The 11,330-nt window shown below is 74.7% G+C and carries 8 protein-coding genes and 1 pseudogene; 3 read left to right on the top strand and 6 right to left on the bottom strand.

The features are described 5' to 3' along the window. Positions 1 to 424 precede the first annotated feature (424 nt). The 5 genes from AB0D08_RS38740 to AB0D08_RS38720 all read right to left on the bottom strand — a co-directional run bounded on the left by AB0D08_RS38740 (position 425) and on the right by AB0D08_RS38720 (position 6,087). On the bottom strand, positions 425 to 1,735 hold the full coding sequence (locus AB0D08_RS38740; RefSeq protein WP_359895056.1) for a DUF58 domain-containing protein: 1,311 nt from the start codon (positions 1,733 to 1,735) through the stop codon (positions 425 to 427). A 41-nt stretch (positions 1,736 to 1,776) separates the two neighbouring features. Then, a complete protein-coding gene (locus tag AB0D08_RS38735; RefSeq protein ID WP_233289066.1) occupies positions 1,777 to 2,697 on the bottom strand; it encodes a MoxR family ATPase in 921 nt (306 codons plus the stop codon). Between the two features lie 125 nt (positions 2,698 to 2,822). Further along, a complete protein-coding gene (locus AB0D08_RS38730) occupies positions 2,823 to 4,082 on the bottom strand; it encodes a DUF4350 domain-containing protein (RefSeq protein WP_359895055.1) in 1,260 nt (419 codons plus the stop codon). Further along, positions 4,079 to 4,744 carry a DUF4129 domain-containing protein gene (locus tag AB0D08_RS38725; RefSeq protein WP_359895053.1) on the bottom strand — a complete coding sequence of 222 codons (666 nt, stop codon included), beginning with the start codon at positions 4,742 to 4,744 and terminating at the stop codon, positions 4,079 to 4,081. The genes AB0D08_RS38730 and AB0D08_RS38725 overlap by 4 nt, the downstream gene beginning before the upstream one ends. 5 nt (positions 4,745 to 4,749) lie before the next feature. Continuing rightward, entirely contained in the window at positions 4,750 to 6,087 is a 1,338-nt protein-coding gene (locus tag AB0D08_RS38720; RefSeq protein WP_359895052.1) for a hypothetical protein, read from the bottom strand. Between the two features lie 285 nt (positions 6,088 to 6,372). On the opposite strand from AB0D08_RS38720, the gene mtrA reads away from it, so the two are divergent. Genes mtrA through AB0D08_RS38705 form a run of 3 tightly spaced genes read left to right on the top strand, consistent with a single transcriptional unit; the run spans position 6,373 to position 11,040 of the window. After that, on the top strand, positions 6,373 to 7,050 hold the full coding sequence (gene mtrA / locus AB0D08_RS38715; RefSeq protein ID WP_033821070.1) for an MtrAB system response regulator MtrA: 678 nt from the start codon (positions 6,373 to 6,375) through the stop codon (positions 7,048 to 7,050). Between the two features lie 2 nt (positions 7,051 to 7,052). Then, the gene (mtrB, locus tag AB0D08_RS38710) at positions 7,053 to 9,185 is read left to right on the top strand and encodes an MtrAB system histidine kinase MtrB (protein WP_359895050.1); all 2,133 of its coding nucleotides are present in this window, start codon (positions 7,053 to 7,055) and stop codon (positions 9,183 to 9,185) included. After that, complete coding sequence (locus AB0D08_RS38705; RefSeq protein WP_149038214.1) at positions 9,163 to 11,040, top strand: LpqB family beta-propeller domain-containing protein; 1,878 nt, start codon at positions 9,163 to 9,165, stop codon at positions 11,038 to 11,040. Before mtrB ends, AB0D08_RS38705 begins: the two co-directional genes overlap by 23 nt. Here AB0D08_RS38705 and AB0D08_RS38700 read toward each other — a convergent pair. Further along, a pseudogene (locus AB0D08_RS38700) lies at positions 11,024 to 11,330 on the bottom strand (ComF family protein); the annotation flags it as partial. The gene AB0D08_RS38705 and the pseudogene AB0D08_RS38700 sit on opposite strands and share 17 nt — an antisense overlap.

Below are 11,330 nucleotides of genomic sequence, written 5' to 3'. Positions count from 1 at the left end.
CCTGTGGGAGAGTAGGACGCCGCCGAACAATTCTTCAGTAGAAGCCCCTCCGGGTTCCCCGGAGGGGCTTCTCGCATTTCCGGACCCAATGCCCGCGCCCGCGGTCTGCTGGACCCAGTGCTGCAGGCTACGGGACGCGCTCCGTGACGGCGTTCCGCTCGCTGCAGCAGACCGGGCGCGGACGCTGCTGGCAGCGGAGATCGCCTTCGTCGGTGATCTCGCTGGTTCGGGCGTCGAATGGTCCACGACAACGGGGCTCGCCGACGATGAGGCGGTCCGGCTGGGATCGTCGGACCGTACGACGGAAGGCGCCCGGCTGAGTGGCCGAGGTGTGCGTCCACCGCCTGTCAGAGGGCAGCGAGCAGGCCCCCGAGCGCGCTCGAGGGCCTTGGTCAGGCGGACGCAGCGGGGGCGCTGAGAGGTGTCACAGGCGGCCGGCGGCCTTGAGGGCGAGGTAGGTGTCGGCGAGGGCCGGGGGGACGGCGGCGGGGGGTGCGTCCAGGACGGTGACGCCGAGGCGGGTGAGGCGTTCGGCGGTGCGGCGGCGGTCGGCGCGGGTCTGTTCGGCCGCGGCGGCGCCGTAGATCTCCTTGACGGTGCCGCGGGCGGTGGCCAGTTCGTCGAGCCGGGGGTCGGCGACGGAGACCAGGACCACCTCGTGGCGCTTGGTGAGGAGCGGCAGCACGGGCAGTAGGCCCTCCTCGATCGGGCGGGCGTCGAGGCCGGTGAACAGCACGATCAGGGACCGGTGCGGGGCGAGCCGGAGCGCGTTCGACACCAGGGCCCGCATGTCGGTCTCGAGCAGGGCGGGCTCCAGGGTGGCCATCGCGTTGGTGAACGCGGGCAGCACGTCGGAGGGGGAGCGGCCGAGGACGCTCCCGCGCTTGTGCAGGTCGTGGGCGAGCAGGTCGACCCGGTCGCCGGCCTTGGTGGCCAGGGCGGTGAGCAGCAGGGCCGCGTCCAGGGCGGCGTCCAGGCGGGGGGCGTCGCCGACCCGGCCGGCGGAGGTGCGGCCGGTGTCCAGGACGAGCAGGACGTGACGGTCGCGTTCCGGGCGCCAGGTGCGGACGGCGACGGTGTTGCGGCGGGCGCTGGCGCGCCAGTCGATCGAGCGGACGTCGTCGCCGGGCAGGTATTCGCGCAGGGAGTCGAACTCGGTGCCCTGGCCGCGGATCAGGACGGCGGTGCGGCCGTCGAGTTCGCGCAGCCGGGCCAGCCGGGAGGGCAGGTGCTTGCGGCTGGCGAACGGGGGGAGGGCGCGCAGGGTCCACGGGACCTGGTGCGAGCCCTGACGGGCCGCCAGTCCGAGCGGGCCGAGGGAACGGACCGTCACGCGGTGCGCGTGGTGGTCGCCGCGCCGGGTCGGTGCCAACGAGGTGGTCAGGCGCCGCCGTTCGCCGGCCGGGACGGCGAGGTGGTGCCGGGAGCCGGCGATGGCGGTGCCGGGCCGCCAGGCGGACGGCGGCCAGGCGTCGCGGAGTTGGCCGCGCAGGGGGCGTCCGGAGGGGTTGGTGACGGTGAGTTCGACCGTGGCGCCCTCGCCGAGCCGGACGCTGGTGTCGCCGCTGCGGGAGAACCGCAGGCTGCGGACGGGAGCGGCGAGCACCAGGTCGACGAGGACCGCGAGGAGCACCGGCAGGGTGACCGCGCCGATGCCGGCCCAGGAGGGCAGGGCGAGGCCCACGACGAGCGCGCCGAGCGCGGCCAGCAGGGCGGTTCGGCCGGTCAGGGCCATGGACGAAACTCCTTCGGGGTGGATCCTGGGGTACGGCCGGCTCAGCGCGGGGCGGGGGTCTGGGCGAGCACCGCCTGGATCACCGAGTCGGCGGTGACCCCCTCCATCTCGGCCTCGGCGCGCAGCTGGACCCGGTGCCGCAGTGCGGGCAGGGCGAGCGCCTTGACGTCGTCGGGGGTGACGTAGTCGCGGCCGGCCAGCCAGGCCCAGGCGCGGGAGGCGCCGAGCAGGGCGGTGGCGCCTCGGGGGGAGACGCCGACCGACAGCGAGGGGGACTGGCGGGTGGCCCGGCACAGGTCGACGATGTAGGCCAGCACCTCGGGGGCGATGGTGAGCTTGGCGATCTCCGCGCGGGCGGCGGCGAGGTCGGCCGGGCCCGCGACCGGGCGGACGCCCGCGGCGGCGAGGTCGCGCGGGTCGAAGCCGTTGGCGTGCCGGGACAGGACCTGGAACTCCTGGTCGCGGGTGGGCAGCGGCAGGATCAGCTTGAGCAGGAAGCGGTCGAGCTGGGCCTCGGGCAGTGGGTAGGTGCCCTCGTACTCGACCGGGTTCTGGGTGGCCGCGACCAGGAACGGTTCGGGTAGCGCGCGGGGTTCGCCGTCGACGGTGACCTGGCGCTCCTCCATCGCCTCCAGGAGCGAGGCCTGGGTCTTCGGCGGGGTGCGGTTGATCTCGTCCGCGAGCAGCAGGTTGGTGAAGACCGGGCCGGGCTGGAAGGAGAACTCCGCGGTGCGGGCGTCGTAGACCAGCGAGCCGGTGACGTCGCCGGGCATCAGGTCGGGGGTGAACTGGATCCGCTTGGTCTCCAGGCTCAGCGCCGTGGACAGCGCCCGCACCAGCAGGGTCTTGGCGACGCCGGGGACGCCTTCGAGCAGGACGTGGCCGCCGCAGAGCAGGGCGACCACCAGGCCGGTGACGGCCGCGTCCTGTCCCACCACGGCCTTGCCGATCTCGGTGCGCAGTGCGGTGAGGGCGGCCCGGGCATCGGCCCGGGCATCGGCCGGGGCGGCGGCCGGGGCCGCGGGGGAGGTCGCCGGACCGGGGATGTCGGCCTTGCTGAGGGACGTGCTGGCAGCGGGCTGCTCGGTCACGGCTGTCGTACCTGCCTTTCCAGGGCGTCGAGGTGGTCGGTGAGCCGCAGCAGTGCGGCGTCGTCGGTGGGCGGGCCGCCGTACAGCAGTGACTGGACGTCGGGGGCGGGGCGGCCGAGACGGTCGGAGATCGCGGCGCAGAGCGCGGCCGGGTCGGGTTCGCCGGCGGTCAGGGCGACCCCGAGGACGGGGGCGATCCGGTGCGCGGCTGCCCGGCGCAGGGCGTCGGCGGCCCGGCCGCGGGCCTTGGCGCGGTGGTAGAGCCGGGCGCGTCCCTCGGTGGTCTCGGTGGCCCGGACCACGATCGGCAGGCGTTCGCTGACCACCGGGCCGAGCCGGCGGCCGCGCCACAGGGCGGCGAGGACGGCGGCGACCAGCAGTTGGAGGCCGGCCCACCCCCAGCCGGCCGGGATGAAGTCCTCGAACTGCTTGCGCTCGACCGAGGGCGAGGGCGCGCTGTAGTCGGGCAGGTACCAGACCAGGTGGGGCCGGCTGCCGAGCAGGCCGAGGGCGAGCGAGGCGTTGCCGTCGTCGTCCAGGCTCTCGTTGCTGAGCGGGTGGCCGGTGCCGAGGACGACCGTCTCGCGGTCGCCGTCCTCGGCGTGCACCACCAGGCTCTGGTGGCCGTGCCGCGGGTAGCAGCCGGTGTCGCCGGAGCGGGCGTCGTAGCCCAGACCGCCGAGCTCGGCGGTGCCGGCCCGGACCGCCTCGGGCAGCCGGCAGCCGGGCGGGGTGCTGATCGAGCTGGTGGGTTCGGGGGTGCCGTCGGCGGAGGTGGCCACGGTGAGGCCGGGGACGAAGGCGTGCAGCGCGGCCTGCTGCGGGGCGAGCAGCACCAGCCGGCCGGCGCTGCCGCGGGGGACCGCGCCCAGCCGGTCCAGCTGTGCGGTGCTGAGCAGGTCCGGGCGGGGCAGGAGGACGGTGGTGGCGGGCTCCCGCAGGGCGGTGGCCAGGGCCCGCTCGTCGGCGACGGTACGGACGTCCACGCCTTCGCCCTTGAGCAGGACCACCAGGGCGCGGGCGCCCTCGGGGTCGGGGGAGCCGGGGTCGAGCGGGGGCCAGCTGCTGCGGCCGGCCAGGCTGCCGAGCAGCAGGCCGACGAGGATCACGAACGCTGCGCTGAGCAGGTACCAGCGTGAGCGGAGCCAGAGCCGGCGGGCGTCGGCGGACCGGCTGGTGGGTGCGGCGCCGGTGGCGGGGGCAGCGACAGCGGGGCCGGCGTCGGTGTCGGCGGGTATCGGGGGTGCGGCGGTCATGAGGTGCCTCCGGCGGCCGTGGCGAGGGCCGGGCGGGCCGCTTCCAGGGCCCGGTCGAGCTCGGCCAGCGAGCGGTAGTCGCCGGCTTCGGCGGTGCGCTCGCCGTAGGCGATGTCGTCGAAGGTGCGGGCCGCGTCGGACAGCGCCGAGGCGTGGGCGGGCAGGGCGCGGCCCGCTTCGGCGGCGGCCTCGTCGGCGGTGCGACCCGGGCGGACGTCCAGGACGGTCCGTTCCTCCAGGGCGCGCACCAGGGCGCGCATCTGCTCGCGGACCGCCTCGTCCCACCGGCCGGCGTCGGCGTGGGCCCGGGCCGCGCTGCGGTACTGGGCGGCGCTGCGCGGGCCGTCGGCCGCGAACAGGCGGGCCGTGCTGCGGGCCTGCCGGCCGGGCGCGCCGAGCCGCCACCACACCGCCGCGACCACCACGCCGATGATCAGCAGCAGGACCACGCCGGTGCTGCTGCCGGTGGCGGAGCCGAGGCCGGAGAACAGGTCGTCGAGCCGGTCCGAGAACCAGTGCTCGATCCGCTCCACGATGCCCGGGTCGTGCTGGTGGTAGACGGGGTTGAGCAGCTCGTCGTGGGCGGCGTCCCTGGCCTGGTCCCGGGGAACGGTGACCGGGGTGCCGCCGGCCAGCAGCGCACCCTCCCCCCAGTTCGGCATCGGGTTCAGGCTCCCGGCGGCGTGCTCTGGCCGGGCACCGTGGGGCCGGGCGAGGCGGGCCCGGGGGCGGCCGGTCCGGCCCAGCCGGTGGGCGGGGCGACGCTGACCCCGGCGGCGCGGGCCAGCTCGATGTCGAGCGCCTCGCGGCGGATCCGCCGGTCGATGTAGAGCAGGACCGTCACGGCGGCGTTGACCGGGATCGTGACGGTGGCAACCAGGGTGCTGCCGATGCCGATGACCACCAGGCCGAGCAGGTTGAGGTCGGCGCCCTTGTCACCGGTGAGCTGGTCGAACGCGCCGGAGTTGCCGAACACCGTGGCGACCAGGAGGAACGGCAGCACGGCGACCGTGGAGACCACGCCGAGGATGAACGAGGTCAGCAGGTGGACGCCGAAGATCCGCCACCAGGAACCCCGGACCAGCCGGCGGGAGCGGCTGAGCGAGGTCAGCACCCCCTGCCGCTCCAGCATCAGGGCGGGCGGGGCGAGGCTGAACAGGATGCCGAGGTACCCGGCGACACCGCCGGCGATCAGGGCCATCAGCATGGCGAGCAGCAGCACGCCCGGGCCGGTGCCGTTGGAGATCGCCAGCAGCACGGGCGGCACGGCGGCGACCGCGAACACCCCGACGATGATCAGGAAGGTCAGGAAGGTGAGGCCGGTGAGCCGGCCGAGCTGGCTGCGGGCGGACTGCCAGGCCTCGCGGACTGTGATCTGCTCCCCGAGGACGCCCTTGCTGACCACGATGGTCAGCAGACCGCCGAGCAGGATGCCGAGCACGCCCTGCAGCACGGTGGGGACCAGCGCCGCGACCAGGTCGGCCACCGCGCCGCCGTCCTGCTGGGCCCACCAGCGCAGCACGGTCTCGACGGTCTGGGTGAACGCGGCGAAGCCGAGCGACAGGGCCAGCGTGGTGCGCCAGTACTTGCGCACGGTGGTGAAGGAACCGTCCAGCAGCTCGCCGACGCCGAGCGGGCGCAGCGGGATGACACCGGGCTTCGGGCTCGGCGGTGCGCCCCAGCCCGGGTGACCGCCGTACGGCGGCCGGCCGCCCCAGCCGGGGCCGGGGCCGGGGCCGTAGCCGGGGCCGCCGTAGGCGCCGTAGGCGGGCTGGCCGGGGGCGCCCCACTGGGAGGGCGGCGGGACGTCCTGCGGCGCGGCCGCGGGGGCCTGCGGGCCGTCCTGCGGTGCCGTGGGCTGCGCTGCCGGGGCCTGCGGGGCGGTGGCCTCGGGGGCGGATGGCGCCGACGGACCCGGGGTGGCGGCAGCGGTGGCTGCCTGCGGCGGGGCCCCGTCGGCCGGCTCGGACGAGCCGGGCGAGGTCCAGCCCGGGTTGTCGGTCATCACTGCTCCTTGGAGGGGTTCTGCGGGGCCGGGACGGGCAGGGTGACGATCGGCGGGCGGCCGGAAACTGTTCCTGCGCCGCCCATCGTGCCATGGTGGGCGTGGTCACCCCAGGGGTATCCCGTTGCTGATCGACAATGGCCCCGCTGTGGTGTGTCCGATGCCTGCCCGACGCCCGTGAGCTGCGAGGTTTGCGGTGTTATGCCCGGCCCGGCGGTGGGTCGGAGGCCCTTGACCGGTGCCGATGTGCGCCAGGTCACAATCCGGTAATGAGAAGATGGAGTCATGAAGGGACGCGTCCTCGTCGTTGATGACGACACCGCACTGGCCGAGATGCTCGGCATTGTGCTGCGTGGTGAGGGTTTTGAGCCGTTTTTCGTCGCGGATGGGGACAAGGCGCTTGCCGCGTTCCGGGAGACCAAGCCGGATCTCGTACTGCTCGACCTGATGCTTCCGGGCCGGGACGGCATCGACGTCTGCCGGCAGATCCGGGCCGAGTCGGGCATTCCGATCGTGATGCTCACCGCGAAGACCGACACGGTCGACATCGTGGTGGGCCTGGAGTCGGGCGCCGACGACTACGTCACCAAGCCGTTCAAGCCGAAGGAGCTGGTGGCCCGGGTCCGGGCCCGCCTGCGCCGGGCCGAGGAGCCCACGCCGGAGCAGCTGACCATCGGTGACCTGGTGATCGACGTGGCCGGCCACTCGGTGAAGCGGGACGGCCGGGGCATCCCGCTGACCCCGCTGGAGTTCGACCTGCTGGTCGCGCTGGCCCGCAAGCCCTGGCAGGTGTTCACCCGTGAGGTGCTGCTGGAGCAGGTCTGGGGCTACCGGCACGCCGCCGACACCCGGCTGGTCAACGTCCACGTGCAGCGCCTGCGCTCCAAGATCGAGAAGGATCCGGAGCGTCCGGAGATCGTGGTGACGGTCCGTGGCGTGGGCTACAAGGCGGGGCCCAGCTGACGATGCGGGACCAGAACGTCGACGCCTCCCCGTCGGGCACCGGAGCCGGCGGGGATGCTGCTGTGCGCGGTGCGGTGCTGAGCTCGACCACCCGGGGCCACCGGCCCCGGCGCGGCCCGGCGGCGCTGCTCGCGCTGGTGGCGCGTCAGTTCAGGCGCCCGTTCAACCGCCTGATAGCCGTGTACCGGCGCTCGATCCAGCTGCGGGTGGTCGCGACCACGCTGCTGCTGTCGGTCGTGGTGGTGCTGGTGCTCGGCGTGGTGGTGGTCGCCCAGGTCCGCAACGGTCTGCTGGACACCAAGCGGCACGCCGCGCAGGGGCAGGCGATCGACGGCTTCCAGATCGAGCAGGACAAGATCAACGAGGCGATGAAGCTCCAGGTCAAGGTCGGCGCCAACGCCGACCCGGCCCGGGACGAGATCGGGACCTGGCTGATCAAGCAGGTCACCGACCTCTCCAGCGGCGGTGCCGGGGTCTACTCGGTGATCGCCATCCTGCCGTCGACCGGCCAGGACGAGGGCGGCTCCGGGGCCGTCTTCCGCGGTGCCTGGTACTCGGGCGACATCCTCCCGATCAGCATCACCCGCGACCTGCGCGACGACGTCGCCCGGCAGCCGGACATCCCGCACGAGCAGACCACCATGATCCACCGGGGCGACGCCAACGGCGGCCAGACCTCGGACGAGAAGGGTCTGGTGATCGGGAAGCAGTTCGAGGGCCCCGACCCGGGGAACACCGCCTACCAGCTGTACTACGTCTTCTCGCTCGACCAGGAGACCAAGACCCTCGGGCTGGTCGTCGGCACGCTCGCCACCGCCGGGGTCTTCCTGGTGATGCTGCTCGGCGGGATCGCCTGGCTGGTGGTCCGCCAGGTGGTCACCCCGGTGCGGATGGCCGCCGGGATCTCCGAGCGGCTGGCCGCCGGGCACCTGGAGGAGCGGATGAAGGTGACCGGGTCGGACGACATCGCCCGGCTCGGCGACTCCTTCAACCGGATGGCGAACGGGCTCCAGGCGCAGATCCGGCAGCTGGAGGAGCTCTCGCGGGTGCAGCGCCGGTTCGTCTCGGACGTCTCGCACGAGCTGCGCACCCCGCTCACCACCGTCCGGATGGCCGCCGACCTGATCTACGACAGCCGCGACGACCTGGACCCGATGGCCTCCCGCTCGGCCGAACTGCTGCAGGAGCAGCTGGACCGCTTCGAGTCGCTGCTCGCCGACCTGCTGGAGATCAGCCGCTTCGACGCGGGCGCCGCGATCCTGGACGCCGAGCCGGTGGACCTGCGGGACATCGTGACCCGGGTGGTCGAGGGCGCCGACCCGCTGGCACAGGCCAAGGGCAGCGCGGTGATCATCCGGGGTGCGGAGAACCCGGTGGTCACCGAGGTCGACGCCCGCCGGATCGAACGCATCCTGCGCAACCTGGTGGTCAACGCGCTGGAGCACGGTGAGGGCCGCGACGTGGTGATCCGGCTCGGCTCCGGCGAGGGCGCGGTCGCCGTCGGCGTCCGCGACTACGGCATCGGCCTCAAGCCGGGCGAGGCGTCCCGGGTCTTCCACCGCTTCTGGCGGGCCGACCCGTCCCGGGTCCGGACCACCGGCGGCACCGGCCTCGGCCTGTCCATCGCGGTCGAGGACGCCCACCTGCACGGCGGCTGGCTGCAGGCGTGGGGCGAGCCGGGCGGCGGTTCGCACTTCCGGCTCACCCTGCCGCGGACCCGCGGCGGGGAGCTGGTCCGGGCGCCGTTCCGGCTGGAGCCCGAGGACTCCCGGCACAACCGCGGGCTGGCCTCGACCGGCGCGCCGTACCGCCGCTCGCAGCGCCCGGCCGGCGCGACGGCGCTGACCTCGACCGGCGAGGTGGACACCCCGGAGACCCCCGAGGGCGGACCGACCGGCTTCGGCAGCGGCCTCGGCGGCGTGCTCAGCATCGGTCCCGGCCTCGGCCGGGTGCCGGCCGCCCCGGTCGCCGACCCCTCGGACGTCCGGGCGGCCGCCGGAGGGTACGGTGCCTCGGGCGCCCAGGTGGTGGTCGACCGTCCCGCCGGCCGGCCCGGCGACCAGCAGCCAGCGGGGACGCGGACCCCGGACAGCGACCAGGAGGGGGCCGAGGGTGCGACGGACCGGCAGCGGTAGGACTACTGGTGCCCGCCCGGCCGCCGCGGCCGTCTGGGGCAGCATGCTGGCCTTCCTGGCCACCGGCTGCATCGGCATGCCCGCCGGCGGATCGCCGCAGCGGGTGGAGATACCGCAGGTCCCGGGCGCGGAGAACCTCCAGGTTCGGGTGTACCCGGTCGCGCCGTACAAGGGCGAGAGCCCGGGCGAGCTGCTGGCGGGCTTCCTCGACGCCTCCAACGCCGACGAGCCGACCTTCAGCACGGCGCGCACCTACCTGACGGCCGCCGCGGGCGCCAAGTGGGACCCGGAGGCCGGGGTCTCGGTGCTCGACAACCAGGGCCGGACCAGGCCCTCGGTGCAGGAGGGCGCCACCACCGTCGACATCGACGTCAACGGCGACCTGGTCGGCGCGCTGGACAGCCGCGACTCCTACCGGCCGGCCGCGGAGGGCGAGCAGTACCGCCAGACGTTCACCCTCGTGAAGGAGACCGAGGGCGAGAACAAGGGCGAGTGGCGGATCGACAAGCTGCCGAACGGCCTGATCGCCGACCAGACCACGTTCAAGAACGGCTACAAGGCCGTGCACCGGTACTTCTTCGCCCTCACCGACCCCTCGTCGGACCGTTCCCGGGGCGAGTCCGTGCTGGTCCCCGACCCGATCTTCCTGCGGCGCCGGATCGACCCGCTGACGGCGGCGGCCAAGGCACTGGCGGCGGGGCCCTCGGGCTGGCTGGCCCCGGCCGTCTACTCGGCGTTCGACGGGGTCAAGATCGTCGGCCCGGTGACCGTCAGCGACAACAAGACCGCCACCGTCAAGGTGGACGTACCGGACTTCGCGGGCCGGTCCGACCTGTGCCAGCAGATGGCCGGGCAGCTCTACCACACCCTCGCCGACCAGCAGGGCAAGGCGCCGATCCAGCGGCTGGAGCTGAGCGGTGCCAAGGGCGGCTGCGCGATCACCGCGGACCAGGCCGGCCGGATCGCGCCGGGCAGCCTGGCCGGCAGCTACGGCGCCTCGCAGTACTACCAGCTGGACAACGGCCAGGTGATGGTCGCGCCCGGCGACGGTCTGGGGCACCCGGTGGGCGGCCCGCTCGGCCAGGTCGGCCAGAACGCCGCCACCCACCCCGGCACCTTCGCGGTCCGCCGGGACGGCGGCGCCATCGCCCTGATCGGGGCCGACGGGCGCAACCTCCAGGTGGTCGGCACCGGGGACAACGACAAGCTCGGCGCCCCCGTGGTGGAGAGCCGCGCCCCCCAGCCCGGCCTCGGCCTGACCTCGCCCAGCTGGGACGGCCGGGGGGACCTCTTCGTGGTCGACCGCGACCCGCAGAACCCCCGGGTCCTGATGGTGCGGGGCACCACGGTCGTCCCGGTCCAGCTGCACGGGCTGAACGGGCGCACCGTACAGGGGCTCAAGGTCTCCTCGGACGGGACCAGGGTCGCGCTGGTACTGGGCGACGCCAAGGGCGGCACCGCCCGCTCGGTGGAGATCGGCCTGCTGACCCACCGGGGCACGGCGAGCGCGCCGCTGGCCGAGATCTCGGGCCTGCGGCCGGTCGCCCCGCTGCTGACCGAGATCTCCTCGGTGTCCTGGGCCGACACGGACCAGCTGCTCGTGCTGGGCAAGGAGAAGGAGAAGCTCCAGCTGCTCCACTACCTGGGCACCGACGGCTCGCAGAGCACCGACGCGCCGCTCCAGGTCAGTGAGCTGATGACCTCGGTCTCGGCCTCGGAGAGCCGCGACAGCGACCAGGTGCCGACCGTGCTGGCCGTCTCCGACCACCACATCTACCGGCTCCAGGGCACCCAGTGGCGCGAGGTGCCGGTGCCGCAGCAGCATCCGGCGCTCTCCTTCAGCTACCCCGGCTAGGCACCGGGCCACCCCGGCCGCCCCGGGCGGGCGCCGCCGGGCCCGGCCCGGACCTGCTCCGGCGGACGGCGGCGGCCACCGTGGCGGCCGCGTGCGGTGGGCGGCCGGCAGCACGCAGCGCCCGGGCCGCCTCGGCCAGGCTGGCGCCGGTGGTGACCAGGTCGTCGACCAGGACCAGCCGGTGGCCGGGTGCGGCCCGGCGCGCCAGGGCGGCCGGCCGCACCGCCAGCGCGCCGGCGAGGTTGCGCCGGCGCGGGGGCCGGCCGGGCCCCGGCGGGGGCCCCCCCGCC

This window comes from Kitasatospora sp. NPDC048540 (assembly GCF_040651175.1).
Classification (GTDB): Bacteria; Actinomycetota; Actinomycetes; order Streptomycetales; family Streptomycetaceae; genus Kitasatospora.
The sequence above is the reverse complement of the archived record's forward strand: the minus strand, read 5'-3'. Positions and strand labels throughout refer to the sequence as shown.

Coding starts and splice junctions, on each gene's coding strand:
- AB0D08_RS38720 (WP_359895052.1), bottom strand. CDS start 6,087: ATGACCGACAACCCGGGCTGGACCTCGCCCGGCTCGTCCGAGCCGGCC.
- mtrA (WP_033821070.1), top strand. CDS start 6,373: ATGAAGGGACGCGTCCTCGTCGTTGATGACGACACCGCACTGGCCGAG.
- AB0D08_RS38730 (WP_359895055.1), bottom strand. CDS start 4,082: ATGACCGCCGCACCCCCGATACCCGCCGACACCGACGCCGGCCCCGCT.
- AB0D08_RS38740 (WP_359895056.1), bottom strand. CDS start 1,735: ATGGCCCTGACCGGCCGAACCGCCCTGCTGGCCGCGCTCGGCGCGCTC.
- AB0D08_RS38725 (WP_359895053.1), bottom strand. CDS start 4,744: ATGCCGAACTGGGGGGAGGGTGCGCTGCTGGCCGGCGGCACCCCGGTC.
- mtrB (WP_359895050.1), top strand. CDS start 7,053: ATGCGGGACCAGAACGTCGACGCCTCCCCGTCGGGCACCGGAGCCGGC.